Origin of the sequence: Methylobacterium sp. DB0501 (assembly GCF_011043735.1) — a bacterium.
Classification (GTDB): domain Bacteria; phylum Pseudomonadota; class Alphaproteobacteria; order Rhizobiales; family Beijerinckiaceae; genus Methylobacterium; species Methylobacterium alsaeris.
In genome coordinates this window covers 202,634-220,771 of sequence record NZ_JAAKGV010000012.1, presented here as the reverse complement: position 1 = coordinate 220,771, position 18,138 = coordinate 202,634, and the positions used below count along the sequence as shown (strand labels likewise).

At 72.0% G+C, this 18,138-nt stretch carries 15 protein-coding genes and 1 rRNA gene; 11 read left to right on the top strand and 5 right to left on the bottom strand.

Annotation, left to right across the window (positions count from 1 at the left end; genetic code table 11):
• Positions 1-179 (bottom strand): 16S ribosomal RNA (locus G4G93_RS19115); the annotation flags it as partial.
• Positions 180-542: 363 nt separating this feature from the next.
• Complete coding sequence (locus G4G93_RS19110; protein ID WP_165086336.1) at positions 543-1,664, bottom strand: CaiB/BaiF CoA-transferase family protein; 1,122 nt, start codon at positions 1,662-1,664, stop codon at positions 543-545.
• Between the two features lie 206 nt (positions 1,665-1,870).
• On the opposite strand from G4G93_RS19110, the gene G4G93_RS19105 reads away from it, so the two are divergent.
• The 3 genes from G4G93_RS19105 to G4G93_RS19095 all read left to right on the top strand — a co-directional run bounded on the left by G4G93_RS19105 (position 1,871) and on the right by G4G93_RS19095 (position 6,824).
• Positions 1,871-2,632 (top strand): SDR family NAD(P)-dependent oxidoreductase, encoded by a 762-nt coding sequence (locus G4G93_RS19105; protein WP_165086334.1) that lies wholly within the window; start codon positions 1,871-1,873, stop codon positions 2,630-2,632.
• Between the two features lie 106 nt (positions 2,633-2,738).
• Positions 2,739-3,869 carry an acyl-CoA dehydrogenase family protein gene (locus G4G93_RS19100; protein WP_165086333.1) on the top strand — a complete coding sequence of 377 codons (1,131 nt, stop codon included), beginning with the start codon at positions 2,739-2,741 and terminating at the stop codon, positions 3,867-3,869.
• A 309-nt stretch (positions 3,870-4,178) separates the two neighbouring features.
• Positions 4,179-6,824 (top strand): EAL domain-containing protein, encoded by a 2,646-nt coding sequence (locus tag G4G93_RS19095; protein ID WP_165086331.1) that lies wholly within the window; start codon positions 4,179-4,181, stop codon positions 6,822-6,824.
• A gap of 176 nt (positions 6,825-7,000) precedes the next feature.
• On the opposite strand, the gene G4G93_RS19090 is transcribed toward G4G93_RS19095, so the two are convergent.
• Positions 7,001-7,354, bottom strand: a complete 354-nt coding sequence (locus tag G4G93_RS19090; RefSeq protein WP_165086329.1) for a hydroxyisourate hydrolase — start codon at positions 7,352-7,354, stop codon at positions 7,001-7,003.
• Positions 7,351-8,754, bottom strand: coding sequence for an amidase (locus G4G93_RS19085; protein WP_165086327.1), 1,404 nt, complete (start codon positions 8,752-8,754; stop codon positions 7,351-7,353). Before G4G93_RS19085 ends, G4G93_RS19090 begins: the two co-directional genes overlap by 4 nt.
• A 107-nt stretch (positions 8,755-8,861) precedes the next feature.
• Between G4G93_RS19085 and G4G93_RS19080 the strand changes: the two genes are divergently transcribed.
• From G4G93_RS19080 to G4G93_RS19050, 7 genes are all read left to right on the top strand, one after another.
• Positions 8,862-9,989 (top strand): ABC transporter ATP-binding protein, encoded by a 1,128-nt coding sequence (locus tag G4G93_RS19080; protein ID WP_312892116.1) that lies wholly within the window; start codon positions 8,862-8,864, stop codon positions 9,987-9,989.
• A gap of 20 nt (positions 9,990-10,009) precedes the next feature.
• Positions 10,010-11,053: an ABC transporter substrate-binding protein gene (locus tag G4G93_RS19075; RefSeq protein WP_165086324.1), complete on the top strand. Its 1,044-nt coding sequence runs from the start codon at positions 10,010-10,012 to the stop codon at positions 11,051-11,053.
• Between the two features lie 12 nt (positions 11,054-11,065).
• Positions 11,066-11,911, top strand: a complete 846-nt coding sequence (locus tag G4G93_RS19070; RefSeq protein WP_165086322.1) for an ABC transporter permease — start codon at positions 11,066-11,068, stop codon at positions 11,909-11,911.
• Positions 11,912-11,919: 8 nt separating this feature from the next.
• Positions 11,920-12,747, top strand: coding sequence for an ABC transporter permease (locus tag G4G93_RS19065; protein ID WP_165086320.1), 828 nt, complete (start codon positions 11,920-11,922; stop codon positions 12,745-12,747).
• A gap of 122 nt (positions 12,748-12,869) precedes the next feature.
• Positions 12,870-13,562, top strand: a complete 693-nt coding sequence (locus tag G4G93_RS19060; protein ID WP_246736873.1) for a GntR family transcriptional regulator — start codon at positions 12,870-12,872, stop codon at positions 13,560-13,562.
• The gene (locus G4G93_RS19055; protein WP_165086319.1) at positions 13,559-14,230 is read left to right on the top strand and encodes an Asp/Glu/hydantoin racemase; all 672 of its coding nucleotides are present in this window, start codon (positions 13,559-13,561) and stop codon (positions 14,228-14,230) included. Before G4G93_RS19060 ends, G4G93_RS19055 begins: the two co-directional genes overlap by 4 nt.
• Positions 14,231-14,477: 247 nt before the next feature.
• Complete coding sequence (locus G4G93_RS19050) at positions 14,478-15,623, top strand: iron-containing alcohol dehydrogenase (protein ID WP_165086317.1); 1,146 nt, start codon at positions 14,478-14,480, stop codon at positions 15,621-15,623.
• 140 nt (positions 15,624-15,763) lie between these two features.
• Here G4G93_RS19050 and G4G93_RS19045 read toward each other — a convergent pair whose 3' ends face one another.
• A complete protein-coding gene (locus tag G4G93_RS19045) occupies positions 15,764-16,681 on the bottom strand; it encodes a LysR family transcriptional regulator (protein WP_165086315.1) in 918 nt (305 codons plus the stop codon).
• A gap of 120 nt (positions 16,682-16,801) precedes the next feature.
• Here G4G93_RS19045 and G4G93_RS19040 point away from each other — a divergent pair, with 120 nt between their 5' ends.
• Complete coding sequence (locus tag G4G93_RS19040) at positions 16,802-18,112, top strand: CitMHS family transporter (RefSeq protein WP_165086314.1); 1,311 nt, start codon at positions 16,802-16,804, stop codon at positions 18,110-18,112.
• The last annotated feature ends 26 nt before the right edge of the window (positions 18,113-18,138 follow it).

Sequence of the window (18,138 nt, the reverse complement as noted above, 5' to 3'; positions counted from 1 at the left end):
CTGCTCTCGCACGTATCCGGTATTAGCTCAAGTTTCCCTGAGTTATTCCGAACCGAAGGGCACGTTCCCACGCGTTACTCACCCGTCTGCCGCTGACACCACAAGGATGCCCGCTCGACTTGCATGTGTTAAGCCTGCCGCCAGCGTTCGCTCTGAGCCAGGATCAAACTCTCAAGTTGAAGAGCTGATCAAAGCTGATCACAACATAAACGGAGGCTCACGACCGATCGGCGTTTCCACCAATCGTGTGAGCACCGAAACGTCAGACCAGCATCATCCTACTCACGATCCCACCCAGAAGGCAGGATCCGCAGGGACGACGCCGTCCACGCTTCTCTTTCTCGTATGAACTTGTCAAAGAGCGACCCGGCTGAAAACCGGGGTATCATCGGCGACGACGGGACCAGCGCCTGACCAAGGTCAGGCTCGCCGGCCCGGACTGTCTCGAAGATGGCTCAGCGCCCGGTCCGCTGTCGCGGCCGGCGCCGGTGGGTGGTCGTATAGGCCCCGTTTCCCGGCCCGTCAACACTCGTTTTCCCGGCTCAGCTTCGAAAACTCCCCTCCCCGCTCCAGCGATGGATCGCTTGGCTGAGCGAGAGCGGTCCGGACGGCGATCGGATCGCCGACGGCGTGCCGGAGAAGCGGGGGGCCGGCGCGGGCTGGACCGTGCCGTCGTGGGTGACGAACGTCTCTCGCGCGGCGAGGTGCGGATGGCCCGGGGCCTCGCTCAGCGTGAGGACCGGGGCGACGCAGGCATCCGTCCCTTCGAGGAGGTTGCACCACTCGTCGCGGGTCCTTGTGAGGAACACGGCCTCGAGCTTGGCCCGCAGCACCGGCCACATCTCCGGGTCGTCGCGCCGGTCGAAATCCGGGTCGGCGTCGAGGCCGGCGAGGCGGCGGAACAGGGCATAGAACTGGGGCTCCAGCGGTCCGATCGCGACATGACGGCCGTCGGCGCACGGATAGGTCCGGTACCAGGGCGCACCGCCGTCGAGGAGGTTGGCTTCCCGTTGGTCGGTCCAGCGCCCTTGCGAGGCCAGCTCCGAGAACATCGCCATCAGGGAAGCGGCACCGTCGCAGATCGCCGCATCGACGACCTGGCCGCGGCCGGTGCGGCCGGCCGAGAGCAGGGCAGCGAGAATCCCGGTCACCAGGTAGAGCGCGCCGCCGCCGTAATCGCCGACGAGGTTGAGCGGTGGCACCGGGTGCTCCGCCGGGCCGATCGCCGCGAGCGCGCCGGTGACCGCCAAGTAGGTGATGTCGTGCCCGGCCGACTTCGCCAGCGGCCCATCCTGGCCCCATCCCGTCATGCGGCCGTAGACGAGGCGCGGGTTGCGGGCGAGCACGGCATCGGGCCCGAGGCCGAGCCGCTCCATCACGCCGGGGCGGAACCCCTCGATCAGGGCGTCGGCCCGCTCCAGCAGCGCGAGGGTGCCGGCCGCGTCGGCCGGATCCTTGAGGTCGACCGTCACCGTCGGGCGGCCGCGCGACACCACCGTCTTCGAATAGGGGTCGGCCCCGCCCGGCCGGTCGAGCCGCACCAAGTCGGCGCCCATGTCGGCGAGCAGCATCGCCGCGAAGGGGCCGGGGCCGATGCCCGCGAACTCGACGATGCGCAGGCCCGCGAGCGGCCCGACCTGCCCTGTCCCGCCCGACGGGTTCATGCACGCTTCTCCCCCGATGCTCATCGCCCGGCGCTTGTCGTCGCCTGATCGGCGCGCCTTGACGATGAAAGGTCGGCCCCATAGCGATGGAGCCCAACGACCCGTCCGCGTAGCAGACCGGTCCGCCCTTCGCCATGGGCGGATCTCCGGTGCGGAGGGGCGGCCACCCACCGGACGAGTGGGACCACGGCACGGGGAGAAAGCGGATGAACGTCAACGGCGTAGCGGCCATCGTCACGGGCGGCGGTTCGGGGCTCGGCGCGGCGACCGGCCGGGCGCTGGCGGCCGCGGGCGCGCGGGTCGCCCTCCTCGACCTCAACGAGGGCGCCGCGTCCGAAGTCGCCGGGGAGATCGGCGGGCTCGCCCTGCCCTGCGACGTCGCCGATGCGGCGAGCGCCGAGGCGGCGGTGGCCCGGGCGGCTGAGGCGCACGGTCCGGCCCGCATCCTGGTCAACTGCGCCGGCGTCGCGACGGCCGGCCGGATCGTCGGGCGCAACGGCCCCCTCGACCTCGCCGCCTACGCCAAGGTGATCCAGGTCAACCTGATCGGCAGCTTCAACCTGATGCGCCTGGTAGCGGCCGGCGCCCTGGCGCTCGATCCGCTCGAGGGGGGCGAGCGCGGCGTCATCATCTCCACCGCGTCCGTCGCGGCCTATGAGGGGCAGGTGGGCCAGGCAGCCTACGCCTCGTCGAAGGCCGGCATCGTCGGCCTGACCCTGCCGGCGGCGCGGGAATTCGCGCCGGCCGGCATCCGGGTCTGCGCCATCGCACCCGGTATCTTCGAGACGCCGATGCTGCGCGGCCTGCCGCAGGAGGTGCAGGATTCGCTCGGCGCCGCGGTGCCGTTCCCCTCCCGACTGGGTAAGCCGGCGGAATATGCCAAGCTCGCCATGGCGATCATCGACAACCCGATGCTCAACGGCGAGGTCATCCGCCTCGACGGGGCGCTGCGCATGCAGGCCAAATAACTTACAGGCCAGATAACCAGGGAACCAGCAGCGCCGTCGAACGGCCTCGTTCGACGGCTTTGGGTCAGCCCGAATGGGCGCCGGCGCGCGCCCAGGAGAGAGCCGGATGCTCAGCGACGACCAGATTCTGATCCGCGACACCGCCCGCAGCTTCGCGCAAGAGAGGCTGAAGCCGTTCTCGGCCGAATGGGACCGGGAGTCGCGCTTCCCCCGCGAGGCGATCGCCGAGATGGGAGCCCTCGGCTTCATGGGCATGCTGGTGCCCGAGGAGCATGGCGGGGCCGCCGTCGACCACGTCGCCTACGCGCTCGCCATCGAGGAGGTGGCGGCGGGCGACGGCGCGGTCTCGACGGTGATGAGCGTGCACAACTCGGTCGGTTGCATGCCGATCCTGAAATTCGGCAGCGACGAGCAGAAGGCGCGCTTCCTCGGCCCGCTCGCCCGCGGCGAGCAGCTCGCCGCCTTCTGCCTCACCGAGCCGGGTGCCGGGTCGGATGCGGCGGCACTCAAGACCCGGGCCCGGCGCTCCGGCAATGCCTGGGTGCTGTCGGGCACCAAGCAGTTCATCACCTCGGGGGCGAATGCGGATCTGGCGATCGTCTTCGCGGTCACCGACCCGGAGGCGGGCAAGCGCGGCATCTCGGCCTTCATCGTGCCGACCAAGACCCCCGGCTATACGGTGGCACGCATCGAGCACAAGCTCGGCCAGCGTGCCTCGGACACCGCCCAGATCGTGTTCGACGAGATGGAGCTCACCCCCGACCTGATGCTCGGCCAGGAGGGCGAGGGGCTGAAGATCGCGCTTGCCAACCTCGAGGGCGGGCGCATCGGCATCGCCGCCCAGGCCGTTGGCATGGCGCGGGCCGCATTCGAGGCCGCCCTGGCCTATGCGGGTGAGCGCGAGACCTTCGGGCAGACGATCGACCGGCATCAGGCGGTCGCCTTCCGGCTCGCCGACATGGCGACGCGGATCGAGGCCGCCCGGCTGCTGGTACTGAACGCCGCGCGCCTGCGCGATGCCGGCCGGCCCTGCCTGAAGGAGGCCGCGATGGCGAAGCTCTTCGCCTCCGAGATGGCGGAGGCCGTCTGCTCCGACGCGATCCAAATCCATGGCGGCTACGGCTACCTCGCCGATTATCCCGTCGAGCAGATCTACCGCGACGTGCGGGTGTGCCAGATCTACGAGGGGACCAGCGACGTCCAGCGCATCGTGATCAGCCGGGCGCTGACGGCATAACGGCGCCGAGCCGCGTCCGTCGCGCCGAGGAAGCGGGATCGCGTCCAGGCTGTGAAATACGGTCCGGCGGCGCTCCTCTGACGTAGAGACGAAGGAACTTTCTCCGATGATGCAAGTCGACCGGGGCGGGACGACGCCCGCAAAGCATCGTCCCGCGTCCGGCCGGCGACATATTTCGCCCGACCTGTGTCATCTCGTGCGATGGGCGCGGCGCGACGATCGCATTTCAACCGCTTCTTAATTTTTCTGACATTGTGTCGAGTCCGATCTGGCGTTCCTGCGCCGAGGCCGCCGGCAAGGAGCGTCGCGGTGCATCTTCGTCCCGAGCGTGAGGCCGAGCGCCTCGCCGACCTGCACGCCCTCGCCATCCTGGACACGCCGCCGGAGGAGCATTTCGACGCGGTCTGCCGCCTCGCCCGCGGGCTGTTCCGGGTGCCCTATGCCTGGATCTCGCTGGTCGATGCCGACCGTCTGTGGTGCAAGGCGTCGTCCGGTATCCAGTTCGGCCCGACGGCCCGGGATGCCGCCTTCTGCCACCACGCCATCCTGACCGATGCCCCCCTCTTCGTCGAGGACGCGACGGCCGATCCGCGCTTCCGCGAGATCGCCCTGGTGGCGGGAGTACCGGCCGTGCGGTTCTACGCCGGCGCACCGCTTGTCCTGCGGCCGGGCCTGCCGCTCGGCACCCTCTGCCTCGGCGATACCGTGCCGCGCCGGCTCTCGCCCGAGGAGCTGGCGCGGTTTTCCGACCTCGCCGAGATCGTGGTGGCGCAGCTGCGGCACTACGAGGCCCGGGTCGCCAGCGAGGCCGAGGTTCTGCGCCGTCGCGCGAGCGAGGAGGCCCTGTCGCGCGCCAACGGCAACCTGGTCCTGGCCGAGCAGATGGGGCGCATCGGCCATTGGCGCGTCGATCTCGCCACCGGCGCCACGACCTGGTCGGACGAGGTCTGCCGCATCCACGGCCGGGCGCCGGGCGACCCGATCACCGACGTCGCGGAGGCGCTGTCATATTACCACCCGGAGGACCGGGACCGGATCGCCGGTCTCGTCACGCAGGCGCGGGAGCACCGGACGGGGTTCCAGTTCAAGGCGCGGATCCTGCGCGGGGACGGCGAGGAGCGGATCATCGTCTCGCGCGGCATCTGCCAGGTCGACGAGGCCGGCGGCGCCGTCGCCCTGTTCGGCAGCGTGCAGGACGTGACCGAGATGGCCCGGGCCGAGGCCGAGCTGCAGGCGAGCGCCGCGCGTCTGCGCGCCAGCACCGCCCTCCTCGACGCCACCCTGGCGCATATGGACCAGGGCCTGATGATGGTCGACGAGGCCGGGATCGTGCGGGTCTGCAACGAGCGCGCCCTGGCGCTCCTCGACCTGCCGCGGGACCTGATGCGGTCCGAGCCGAGCTTCGACGCGGTGCGCCGCCACCAGATCGCGCAGGACGACTTCGCCGGCTGCGACGCCGGCCTGCGCGAGCGGGTCGCCCACGGGCCGCTCACCACCCATCCCCGTACCTACGAGCGCGAGCGGCCGAACGGCACGGTGCTGGAGATTCGCACCGTGCCGCTGCCCACCGGGGGTGCGGTGCGCACCTATACCGACATCACCGCCCGCAAGGCGGCGGAGGCGCGGGCCTCCCACGTCGCCCGGCACGATCCCCTCACCGGGCTGCCGAACCGGGCCCTGTTCCGCGACAGCCTCGACCGGCGCCTCGCCTCCTTGGGGCGCCACGGCGGGACCTGCGGCCTGCTCTGTCTCGACCTCGACGCCTTCAAGGCGGTCAACGACACCCACGGCCACCTCGCCGGCGACGCGCTGCTGCGCGAGGTGGCGGGACGGATCCGCGCCGTCCTGCGGCGGGAGGATCTGCCGGCGCGCCTCGGCGGCGACGAGTTCGCGATCCTGCTCGGCGGCGAGACCGATCCGGCCGGGGGCGCCGCCACGGCGGAGCGGCTGGTCGCGGCCCTGCGCGAGCCGGTCGATCTCGGCGGGCAGGAAGCGATGATCGGCGTCAGCATCGGCATCGCCTTCGCGCCCGGGCACGGGCTCGACAGCGACACCCTGCTCAAGCGGGCCGATCTCGCGCTCTACCGGGCGAAGTCGGAGGGCCGCAACACCTACCGCCACTTCGCGGAGGCGATGGACCGGGAGGCGGAGGAGCGCCGGCGCCTCGAGCTCGACCTGCGCCTGGCGCTCCAGCGCGGCGAGTTCGCCCTGCATTATCAGCCGGTCTTCGACCTCGCCGCCGGGCGGATCGCGGCGGTCGAGGCGCTGCTGCGCTGGGACCATCCGGCCCGCGGCCCGCTGGCGCCCGCCGCCTTCCTGCCGCTCGCCGAGGAGACCGGCCTGATCCTGCCGATCGGCGAGTGGGTGCTGCGCTCCGCCCTGCGCGACGCCCGCGCGCTACCGCCGGGGGTCCGGGTGGTGGTGAACGTCGCCGGCGCACAGCTGCGCCAGCCCGGCCTTCCCGGCGCGATCCGGGCCGCCCTCGGGGCGAGCGGCGCGGCGGCGGAGCGGCTGGAGCTGGACATCGCCGAAGCGGCGGTCTCGGAGGCGGCCGTCGGGGAAACGGCGATCTCGGAGATGGAAGGCCGGCTGGCCGAGCTTGCCTCGCTGGGCGTGGGGCTCGCCTTCGACGGCTTCGGCGCCGGCGCCTCCTCCCTCGGCGCCCTGCGCCGCCTGCCCTTCGGGCGGATCAAGCTCGACCACGGGCTCGTGGCCTCGCCCGATGCTCGCGACCTCTTGCCGGCGGTGGTCGCCCTCGGGCGGGCGCTGGGGATGGAAGTCGCGGCCGGGGGGGTGGAAACGCGGGCGCAACTCGCCGCCCTGCGGGAGGCCGGCTGCACCGGGGCGCAAGGGTTCCTGCTCGGGCGGCCGGTGCCGTTCGGCGAGGTTCTGGCGCTGCTGGGGGGAGCGGGCTTCGGTGATGCCGCCGGTCCCGCGATGCGGTCGTGTGCGTGACTGCCGCCGCCGGACGGATATCGGGGGCATTCAGGGCTGTTCGGCCACGAGGGATGAGAGCGTCGGCGTTCACGCCGCCCGCACGGTTCCGGCTCGCAGGATCATCCCGGGGCCGACGCAGCGGAGCCCGGGATGACGCGAAGGGTGGCGGAACCGTCACGAGACTCGAAGAGAGTTCACACCCCCCGGAACACGGCGTAACCGAACCGCGTGAACTTCAGCGGCAGATGATGATGCTCCGCTACATCCGCGATGGTGAAGCGAAACGGCACCTGATCGAGGAAATGCGGCCCCGGCCTCCCTTGCCCGGTGAAGTAGGCGCCAAGCTGGAAGACCACCTCGTAGCGACCGGCCGCGACGCCGACGCCGCGCACCACCGGATGGTCGAACGACCCGTTGGCTCCGATCTCGCCTTCGGCGACGACGCGCGGCCCCCCCTCGTCGAGGGCGGCGATCGTCACCCGCAGGCCGACGGCCGGGCAGCCTTCCGCCACGTCGACGGCGTGGACCGAGATGCCGCCGGCCGTCATCGCGCCGCCTCCCGGGGCAGGACCGGCCAGCGATCGGCGAAGGGGCGGCGTGCCTCCATCGCCTCGGCGAGGTCGAGGAGCAGGTCGTCGCGGCCGAAGCCGGCGACGAGGTGGAGGCCGATCGGCATCCCGTCCGGCGCCGGATCGACGGGCAAGCTCAAACCCGGCAGTGCGGCGGCATTGACCCAGCCCGAATAGACCGCGTGGCCGCGCGGGCCGACCGGGTGTCCGTCGATCACCTCCGGATAGACCGCGTCCGCCGCCCAGGGCATCGCCGCGGCGGACGGCGTGACGATGAGGTCGAGATCGGCGAAGGCCGCGCTCGCGGCGTTGCGCAGGGCCTGCACCCGCTCGACGATCTCGGCGAGCAGGGTCGCCGGGGCGCGGGCGCCGTCGGCCGCCATCGCCCGGTACGGCTCGCTCGCCCGCGCGCCCAGGGCCGGATCGGCTGCGAACAGGCGGGCGAGGCCGATCCTGCCGATCTCCGGCCACAGGGCGTTCAGACCGGCGATGTCGAAGGGCAGAGGCCCCTCCTCGACGGCGACGCCTGATGCCTCCAGGTCGGCGAGCGCCCGCCGGCACGCGGCGGCGATGACCGGATCGAGGGGCGCGTCGCCGATACGCTCGACGTAGCGGGCGCGCAACGGGCGACCGGGCCGGGGCGACGGTGCGAAGGTGGACCACAGCACCCGGGGGTCGGCGCCCTGCATCAGCCGGAGCATCGCCCGGCTGTCCGCCACGGTGCGGGTGAGCGCACCCGCCACCTCGAAATCGAGCAACGGCGAGGGCAGGCCGCCGAGGCGCGGCACCCGGCCGAGGCTGCTCTTCAGCCCGACGAGGCCGGTATGGGCGGCGGGCCGGCGCAACGACCCGCCGCCATCGGTGCCGAGCGCGATCGGCGCGTAGCCGGCCGCCGTTGCGGCGGCTCCCCCGCCGGTCGAACCGCCGGGCGTCAGGGCCACGTTCCACGGGTTGCGGGTGACGCCGAAACGGGCAGATGCCGTGTAACCTTGCACGGCGAATTCCGGCATCGTGGTCTTGGCGAGCGTCACCAGGCCGGCGCGGCGGGCCCGCGCGACGGGCAACTCGTCGGAGGGAGAGGCCGGCGCCTCGCCCGGCTCGGCATAGGTCGAGGGCAGCCCCTCGGTGACCAGGAATTCCTTCACGGTCATCGGCACGCCGTCGAGGGGCGAGAGCGGCGTACCCGCGCGCCAGCGGGCGGCGCTCGCCTCGGCCTCTTCCTGAGCGCGCGGGTTCTCCCGGGCGATCGCGTTGAGGTGCGGCTCCCACGGGTCGGCGCGTCGTCGCGCCGCCTCCAGGGCGTCGACCGGCGAGGCGCGGCCGCCGGCGAAGAGCCGGCCGAGTTCGACCGCCGAGAGGCGCCACAGCTCCGTGCTCAAGCGTCGCCTCCGGCAATCAAGTCATGGTCCGTCATGGGCTTTCCCCGAAATGGCATACGATTTGCGAACCCCCGGGCAGCAAGATCGATGCCGCAGGAAAAGCCACCGTGACACCATCCGGAGCCCGCAACCAGACGCAGGCCCAAGGTCTGGTTCAAGCCGAAGGCCGGTCCGTCGTGCTCGACGGCATCACCCACCTTTATGGCGGCGCGACCGCGGTCGAGAACGTGAACCTCGACATCAAGGGCGGCGAGCTGGTCTCGCTCCTCGGACCGTCGGGCTGCGGCAAGACCACGTTGCTGCGCATCGTCGCCGGCTTCCTGCGCCAGACCGAGGGGCGGGTGATCGTCGGGGATCAGGTCATCGACGCCTTGCCGCCGAGCCGGCGCGCCGTCGGCATCGTGTTCCAGAACTACGCCCTGTTCCCGCACCTGACGGTGGCCGAGAACGTCGCCTACGGCCTCGCCGCCCGCGGCGCGCCGCGGGCCGAGCAGGCCGCGGAAGCGAGGCGCCTGCTCGATCTCGTGCAGCTCGGCCATGCAGGCAGCCGCTTCCCGCGCCAGCTCTCCGGCGGGCAGCAGCAGCGGGTGGCGCTCGCCCGGGCGCTCGCCATCCGTCCCGCGGTTCTGCTCCTCGACGAGCCCTTCGCGGCCCTCGACAAGAACCTGCGCCTCGACATGCAGATCGAGGTGAAACGGCTCCAGCGCGTCGCCGGCGTGACGACGCTGCTCGTCACCCACGACCAGGAGGAGGCCCTGTCGCTCTCCGACCGGGTGGCGGTGCTGTCGAACGGGCGGCTGGAGCAGTTCGCCGCCCCGACCACGGTATACGATGCGCCCGAGAGCCTGTTCGTCAACACCTTCGTGGGCTCGGCCAACGCGGTACCGGGAGTCATGGTGGGCCAGGACGGCGACGGCCCGCGCATCGCGCTCGATGCTGGCGGCGAGGTCGTCGCTCGTCCCCTCGCCCGGCCGATCGCGTCGGGGTCCCGGGTCACCGTGTGCCTGCGGCCCGAGCACCTGCGCCTCACCGACGGGCAGGAGGGCATCGCCGGGGTGGTCGAGATGGCCCTGCCGCTCGGGCCCACCGTCGTCCACGAGGTCCGGGTCGGGGCCGGCCGCCCGCTCAAGATCGCCGAGCCGCGCCTCGGCGGGGGCTCGTTGCGCCCGCCCGGCACGCCCGTGCGCATCGCCGTCGCCCCCGGCCTCGCCTCCGCCTTCCCGGCCGCCGCCTGACACACCCACGGAGCTTCCCGATGCTCGACCGCCGCACCCTTCTCACCACCGCCCTGTCGCTCGGCGCGATGGAGCTGTTTCCCGGCCTGTCCTTCGCGCAGGCGCGGCCCCTCGTCTTCGCGACCTTCACGGGTAGCTGGGAGGAGGCGCACAAGGCCGTGCTGGTGCCGGCCTTCCGCAAGGAGACCGGCAACGCCCCGATCGTCCTCGACCCGATGCTGTCGGTCGACCAGATCGCCAAGGTGTCGGCCGCCAAGGCCAACCCGCCGATCGACGTGATGCTGCACGATCCCGGCCCGGCCCTCAGGGCTCTCGCCCAGGATCTGGTCGAGCCCTATCCGGTCGAACGCAGCGCCGCCTTCAAGGAACTGATCCCCGACGCGCAGGACCCGCACGGACCCGCCGCGTTCTTCCAGGTCGTCGGCCTGACCTACAACCCCGACACGGTGAAGACCCCGCCGACCTCCTGGGCCGACCTGTGGCGGCCCGAATACAAGGGCCGGGTCGGCATCACCAACATGAACTCGACGCTCGGCACCGGATTCATGGTCGAGATCGCCAAGATGCATGGCGGCTCGGAATCGAACATCGACCCCGCCTTCAAGGCGATGGAAAAGCTCAAGCCCAACCTCTCGGCGGTGGCGGCCAATCCGGGCGCGCTCGCCACCCTGTTCCAGCAGGGCCAGGTCGACATCTCGCCCGGCAACTTCAACGCGATCCAGATCCTGAAGGCCAAGGGCGTGCCGGTGGAATTCGTGGCGCCGAAGGAAGGCGCCATCGCCTTCAAGACGCTGATCCAGATCGTGAGAAACTCGCCGAACCGCGAGCTCGCCTTCATGCTGATCGAGGCGGCGATCTCCGAGCCGGTCCAGACCCGGCTGATGCAGGCACCCTATCTGGTGGTGCCCACCAACACCAAGGTCAAGATGACCGGCGAGATCGCCCGCGTGCTCGCCAAGGACACGGACGACTTGAAGAAGAAGTTCGTGTTCCAGGACTGGAAGACCATCAACGCGCAGCGTCCGGCCTGGATCGAGCGGTTCAACCGCGAGATCAAGCTGTAAGGAGCGGCACCCGTGGCTCTGCCGGACGTCACCACCTACCCCTTGCGGCTGGCGAGCCCGCTCGCTCTGTTCTTCGCGGCGTTCTTCGCCGCGCCCCTCGTCGCGCTGCTCGCCCTGTCGCTGCGGGGGGCGGATGGCGGTTTCGGCCTGTCGCAATACGCGGCTTTCCTCGGCGACGGCTTCAGCCTCGGCGTGCTCCTCGGCACGCTCTGGCTCGGGCTCAAGGTCACGGCCGCCTGCCTGGTGCTCGGGCTGCCGCTCGCGCTCGTGGCGACCCGGGCCGGGGGCTGGGTGCGGGGGATCGTCATCCTGGCGGTGCTGACGCCGCTCCTCACCAGCGTGGTCATCCGTACCTTCGCGTGGATCGTGATCCTCGGGCGGCAGGGGGTGATCAATTCCCTGCTGTCCTCGCTGGGCCTGATCGAGACGCCTGTGCGGATGCTCTACGCCGAGGGCGGGCTCGTCGCGGCGCTGGCCCAGGTACAGATGCCGCTGATGGTGCTGCCGCTGATGACGGCGCTGGCGCGCATCGACCCCAGCCTGTGGGACGCCTCGGAAGCGCTCGGGGCCGGGCGCTGGCGCACGTTCGTCCGCGTGACCCTGCCGCTCTGCCTGCCGGGCCTGATCGCCGGCTCGGTCCTCACCTTCGCGGCGGCGATCTCGGGCTTCATCACCCAGTCGCTGATCGGCGGCGGGCAGATGCTGTTCATGCCCGGCTACATCTACCAGCAGGCCATCGCCTTGCAGAACTGGCCCTTCGCGGCGGCGATGTCGGTGATCTTCCTCGTCGCGGTGCTGGCCGTGGTGCTGGCCTTCAACGCGCTCGGCCGCCTCGCCCGCGGCTATGCCCAGACGTGAGAGTGACGATGCCCCGCTCCCCCGGCGCCCGATTCCCCAGCACCCTTGACCGGCTCTCCTTCGAGGGCCTCCTGCACCTGCTGGCGGCTCTCGCCATGGTGCTGCTGCTCGCGCCCACCCTCATCGTGCTGGTGGTCTCGTTCACCGACGGCCTGTCCTTGCGCTTTCCGCCGCCGGGCTATTCCTTGCGCTGGTACGGCGAGCTGATGGAGGCCTGGCAGCTCCATTACGCCCTCAAGAACAGCCTGACGGTCGCCGTGCTGGCCACGGCGCTCGCGGTCGGGCTCGGCGTGCTGGCGGCGCTGGCGGTGGCGCGTTCGCCGCGCCTGTCGGCCCGCCTCCTCGACAGCTTCTTCCTGTCGCCGCTGATCCTGCCGGCGCTGGCCTTCGGCCTGTCGAGCCTGATGTTCTTCTCGCTGCTGGGCTGGCCGGTCTCGGTCTTCACGCTGGTCCTCGGCCACACCGTGGTCTGCGTGCCTTACGTGGTACGCAACACCGTGGCGGCGCTGACCCAGCTCCAGCCGACCCTGCTCGAAGGCTCGGCGAGCCTCGGCGCCTCGCGGCTCTACACCTTCCGCCGCATCACCCTGCCGCTGATCCGGCCCGGCATCCTGTCGGGCGGCTTCCTCGCCTTCATGGCCTCGTTCGACAACATCCCGGTCTCGTTGTTCCTGCGCGACGCCGCCACCGACATGCTGCCGATCCGGATGTGGCAGGACCTCGAAGGCCGCCTCGACGTCACCATCGCGGCCCTCTCCGGGATCCTGATCGTCGCGACGATCGGGGGGATCGCGGTGATGGAACGGGTGACGGGGTTGTCGCGGCGGTTGGTGTGACGGGCCTCGCTCGATGTCGCATCCCGGCCGACAGGTCGGGTGCCCCCGCCCCCGCACGGGAGGGGAGATCCCCCGCTTCGCGATGATGGGGACAAGCCCGGCTGACACCGCATGAGGCCTCCTTGGTAGATCTGCTCCCGCCATTGCCCGACGCCCCGCCCCGCTCCACGCGTCGCGAGCCCTCGCTCACCGAGCAGGCCGCCGCCGCCTTGCGCCGGCTGATCCTGCTCAACATCATCCCCCCCGGCGAGGTCCTGAACGAGCCCGACCTTGTCACCCGCCTCGGCATGTCGCGCACGCCGGTGCGGGAGGCCTTGAAGCTGCTGGCCGGCGAGGGCCTCGTCACTCTGCGGCGCAACCGGGCCGCCCTGGCGGCCCGCCTCGATCCCGCCGACCTCGTGCCGCTGTTCGAGCTGGAGGCGGCCCTCGAGAGCGCCTGCGCCGGCCTCGCCGCCGAGCGGATGACGCCCGCGGAACTCGCCCGCCTCGCCGGGTTGCAGGACGCCCTGGAGGCGGCGCGGGACGACCGCGACACCTATACGCGGCTCAACCGCCAGGCCCATCGGCTGATCGTGACGGCCTCCCGCAGCCCGGCCATCGCCGAGGCGCATGGCCGGGCCTTCGCCCGCCTCGAACGGGCCCGCAACTTCGCCCTCGCCGCCGACGGGCGGGTGGCGGAATCGCTCGCCGAACACCGGGCGATCCTCGACGCCCTGCGGGCCCGGGACCCGGAACGCGCCCGGACCCGGATGCATGCCCACGTCGCCCGCACCCAGGCCCTGCTGGTGGCCCGCCTCGAAGGACGGAAACGATGACCGACGACGCGGTGCCGCCGGCCCTCGGGGTGATCCTGCCTTCCTCGAACCGGGTGGTCGAACGGGCGACGGAAGCCCGCCTCGCGGGGAGAGCCGAGGCCTGCTACGCGCGGGTGCCTTACGGCGCGATGCTGACGGGCGAGGCCTACGACCCGTCGGTGTTCCTCGCCGCCGCCGACCTCCTGGCCGATGCCGGCGTCGCGGCCCTGTGCTGGAACGCCACCCGCGGCGCCGCCCTCGGCTTCACCCCAGACGAACGCCTGTGCGAGGCCGTCACCCGCCGCACCGGCCTGCCGATGGTGACGACGGCCCTGGCGGCCCGCGCACGGCTCCGCGGCGGCGGCGTCCACCGCCTCGGCCTCGTGGTGCAGGGCGGCGCCGACGAGGCCGCCCTGGTCGGCGCCCGCTTCGCGGAGGCCGGAATCACCGTCGCGACGGCTGCCACGCTCGGGATCACCGAGAACCGTCTCGCCGCCCTCGTGCCCCTTCCCCGCCTCGCGGAGGCGGCGCGGGACGCGGCTGCCGGCAGCGACGCGGTGCTGATCTGGAGCACCAACCTCCCGGGCTGGCGCCTGCCGGCGGAGATCGACGGCGTGGCACTCCTCGACGCGACCACCCTCGGCACCGACGCGCTGCTCGCCGCCGGCCTGCCGGGCGGTCCCGCGTGACGCTCCCGCGATGCCGATCGCCTCGGGGCCGCGCTCAGCGGATTTCGCAAGAGCGGTTACCGGTTGTGCGACGAAAATCTGCGACAGCACAAGGGTCTAAGCGGACGGAGCGTTGGCCTGCCCACGCAAGTCTGCTTAGGGTGACGCAGGCCCGGACGGGGCGTGCGGGAGGAGCGGGACCGGAGCTGCGGCGCCGGCGGCCTGCCCGCGCGCCCGCGCCGGCCCCCCTCTCATCAGGCAGCGCCCCATGAGCCTCATCACCTATCTCACCCGGATCCAGTTCGAGCGCGGCGCCGTCCGGCTGATCGGCGAGGAACTGGCGCTCCTCGGCGCCCGCCGGCCGATGATCGTCACCGATCGCGGCGTCGTGGCGGCCGGCCTGATCGCCCGCGTCCTCGACGCCGCCGGCCTGCCCGCCTCGACCCCGGTCTTCGACGGCACGCCCGAGAACCCGACCGAGGAGGCGACGATCGAGGCGCGCGACCGCTTCCGGGCGGAAGGGTGCGATTCGGTGATCGCAGTCGGCGGCGGCTCGCCCCTCGACCTCGCCAAGGGCGTGGCCCTGCTCGCCACCCACGACGAGCCGCTGGCGACCTACGCCGCCATCCTCGGCGGCATCCCGCGCATCCGCGCCGACCAGCCCCCGGTGATCGCCGTGCCGACCACCGCGGGCACCGGCAGCGAGGTCGGCCGGGCGGCGCTCATCACGCTGGCGGACGGGCGCAAGCTCGGCTTCATCTCGCCCCACCTGATCCCGAACGTGGCGGTCTGCGACCCCGAGCTGACGCTCGGCCTGCCCCCCGGCCTCACCGCCGCCACCGGCATGGACGCGCTGACCCACTGCATCGAGACCTATCTGAGCCCCCGCCACAACCCGCCGGCCGAGGCGATCGCCCTCGACGGGCTCGCCCGCGCCACGCGCTCGCTCCTCCGCGCGGTCCGCGACGGCAGCGACCTCGACGCCCGCGAGGACATGATGATGGCGGCGCTCGAAGGCGGCATGACCTTCCAGAAGGGCCTGGGGGCGGTCCACTCGATGTCGCACGCGCTCGGGGGCCTCAAGGCGAAGCGGCTGCATCACGGCACCCTCAACGCCGTGATCCTGCCCCACCTGCTGCGCTTCAACGCCCCGTCCTGCGAGGCGAAGTACGGGGCGTTGCGCCAGGCGATGGGCCTGCCGGAGGGCGCCGACCTCGCCGCGGCGATCGAGGCGCTGAACCGCGACCTCGATCTTCCGACCGATCTCGCCGCCATGGGGGTGACCGAGGCCGAGTGCGAGGCGCTGGTGCCGCGGGCGGTCGAGGACCACTCGACGGCGACCAACGGGCGGCCGGTCGGGGCCGAGGAGTTCCGTGAGCTGTTCCGCGTCTCGCTGCAAGGGCGGGCGGCGTAAGCGGCCGACGCACCACGCAGCCGACATCGGCACGGCGCTTCAAGACCGGTCCGCGCGCGGCTGACACCCTCCATCGTCGGTCCGGGGCCGCGCAGCGGAACCCGGGAGGTGGCGGAGGGTGGCGGAAGCGCCGGGCGGGCTCACGGCGTCACCCCGTCCGTCGAGAACTCCGCCGCCAATGCCGGCAACAGCTCCCCCAGGAAATCCTCCGCTGCCGCCGGCAGGGTGCGCCCCGCCTTGGCGATCAGGCAGACCGGCCGCGAAAAACTCGCCTCGGCGATCGGGCGGGAGCGCAGCTCCGGCTCGGCCCGGATCTCGCGGGCGGAGCCCGGCAGGATGGTGAGGCCGAGCCCGGCCCGCACCATGCCGATCGCGGTCATCATGTATGTCGCCTCGCAGGCCGTCACCGGCAGCCGGCCGGCGGCGACGAAGGCGGCGTCGACCACCGCGCGCACGCTGGTCTCGGCATCCATCAGCACCAGCGGGTGCTCGGCCAGCGCCTCCAGCGTCACGACGTCCGCGGCCCCGATCGGATGCCCGTCCGGATAGACCACGTGCAGGGCATCCGCCGCGCGGGCCAGCACCGTGACGTCGGGATCGCGCACCGCGCCCCCGGTGACGCCGAGATCGACCTCCTCGCTTCGCACCAGCGCCAGCACCCGCTCGGCGATGACGTCCTTGACGACGAAGCCCATGCGCGGATGCGCTGCCCGGAACGCCGCGACGGCGTCCGGCAGCAGCCCCGCCGCCACCGAGGGCAGGGCCGCGATCCGCACCGTGCCGTGGCGGCGCGCCGCGAGGTCGCGGGTGTCGACGACGACGCTGTCGAGCTCGCGCAGCACGCGCTGGAACACCGGCAGCAGCTCGCGCCCGACCCGGGTCGGCTCGACGCTGCGGCTGTTGCGGTCGAGGAGACGCACCGCCAGCGCCTCCTCCAGCCGGCGGATCTGCACGGTGAGGGCCGGCTGCGACAGGTTCAGGAGCGCCGCCGCCCGGGTGAAGCTGCGCAGATGCGCCACCGACACGAAGGCGCGGACCTGGCGAAGGTTGAGATCCATAACGAAACGCTATTCTGGCGATCGGATCTTTTCAATTGCCGGATCGCCGGCCCCGGGTTGTGATTTCGGGGTCATCAACGGCGCCACCATCCCGAGCGCCGGCAACCCTGGGAGGAAGCGATGCTGGCCCTGCTCGGCCTGTGCACCATCGCGCTGCTGCTCGCCTGTATCCTGACCAAACGCCTCTCGCCCCTGGTGGCGCTGATCGTGATCCCGGTCGCCGCCGCGCTCGTCGGCGGGTTCGGGCTCGATACCGGCAAGTTCGTGCTCGCCGGCCTCCAGAGCCTGGCGCCGGTCGTCGGCATGTTCGTGTTCGCGATCCTGTTCTTCGGGATCGTCAGCGATGCCGGCTTGCTCGACCCGATCATCGACCGGATCCTCGCCACCGTCGGCACGCGGCCGAGCCGGATTGTCCCCGGAACGACGCTGCTGGCGCTCCTGATCCATCTCGACGGCTCGGGGGCGGTGACCTTCCTCATCACCATTCCGGCGATGCTGCCGCTCTACGACCGGGTCGGGATCGACCGGCGCATCCTCGCCTGCGCGGCCTCGCTGGCGGCGGGCGTGAACTTCCTGCCCTGGACCGGGCCGATGATCCGGGCCTCCGCCGCGCTGAAGCTGCCGATCCCCGACATCTTCGCGCCGCTGGTGCCGGTCCAGGCGGTCGGGCTCGCCTTCATCTTCGCCGTCTCGTACTGGCTGGGCCTGCGCGAGGAGCGCCGGCTGAAGCGCGCGGGGGCCGGGACGGCCGAGGCGCTCGCGGCCGGGGCGCGGGCATTGACCGAGGCGGAAAGGTCCTTGCGCCGCCCCGACCGGTTCTGGCCGAACCTCGTCCTCACCCTCGCGGTGCTCGGCACGATGGTGCTGATGGCGGAAAAGATCCCGCCGGCGCTGATGTTCATGCTCGGCACGGCTCTGGCGCTGATCGTCAACTATCCTGGCGTCGACGCGCAGCGCCAGCGCATCGACGCCCACGCCAAGGCGGCGATCCTGATGGCGTCGATCCTGCTCGCAGCGGGCGTGTTCACCGGCATCATGCAGGGCACCGGCATGCTCAAGGCGATGGCGCAGGGCGCCGTGGCCTTCGTGCCGCCGAGCCTCGCCCCGCACATCCCGTTCGCGCTCGGCCTCGTCTCGATGCCGCTCAGCATGCTGTTCGATCCGGACTCGTTCTATTTCGGCGTGCTGCCGGTGGTGGCCGAGGTCGCCCACCAGCTCGGCGTGCCGCCCTTGCAGGTGGCGCAAGGGGCGCTGCTCGGCCAGATGACCACCGGCTTCCCGGTCAGCCCGCTGACGCCGGCGACCTTCCTGGTCTGCGGCCTCTGCGGCATCGACCTCGCCGACCACCAGAAATTCACCTTCCCGTTCCTGCTCGCGGCCTCCGTGGTGATGACCTTCGCGGCCGTCGCCTTCGGGGTCTTCCCGCTGTGATCCCGCAGCCCCCGCAGGGTGCGGTT

What these genes read in the sequence shown, in the direction of transcription:
- G4G93_RS19100 (WP_165086333.1), top strand. Translation starts at nt 2,739, where the DNA reads ATGCTCAGCGACGACCAGATTCTGATCCGCGACACCGCCCGCAGCTTC.
- G4G93_RS19065 (WP_165086320.1), top strand. Translation starts at nt 11,920, where the DNA reads ATGCCCCGCTCCCCCGGCGCCCGATTCCCCAGCACCCTTGACCGGCTC.
- G4G93_RS19045 (WP_165086315.1), bottom strand. Translation starts at nt 16,681, where the DNA reads ATGGATCTCAACCTTCGCCAGGTCCGCGCCTTCGTGTCGGTGGCGCAT.
- G4G93_RS19055 (WP_165086319.1), top strand. Translation starts at nt 13,559, where the DNA reads ATGACCGACGACGCGGTGCCGCCGGCCCTCGGGGTGATCCTGCCTTCC.
- G4G93_RS19105 (WP_165086334.1), top strand. Translation starts at nt 1,871, where the DNA reads ATGAACGTCAACGGCGTAGCGGCCATCGTCACGGGCGGCGGTTCGGGG.
- G4G93_RS19040 (WP_165086314.1), top strand. Translation starts at nt 16,802, where the DNA reads ATGCTGGCCCTGCTCGGCCTGTGCACCATCGCGCTGCTGCTCGCCTGT.
- G4G93_RS19075 (WP_165086324.1), top strand. Translation starts at nt 10,010, where the DNA reads ATGCTCGACCGCCGCACCCTTCTCACCACCGCCCTGTCGCTCGGCGCG.
- G4G93_RS19090 (WP_165086329.1), bottom strand. Translation starts at nt 7,354, where the DNA reads ATGACGGCCGGCGGCATCTCGGTCCACGCCGTCGACGTGGCGGAAGGC.
- G4G93_RS19110 (WP_165086336.1), bottom strand. Translation starts at nt 1,664, where the DNA reads ATGAACCCGTCGGGCGGGACAGGGCAGGTCGGGCCGCTCGCGGGCCTG.
- G4G93_RS19050 (WP_165086317.1), top strand. Translation starts at nt 14,478, where the DNA reads ATGAGCCTCATCACCTATCTCACCCGGATCCAGTTCGAGCGCGGCGCC.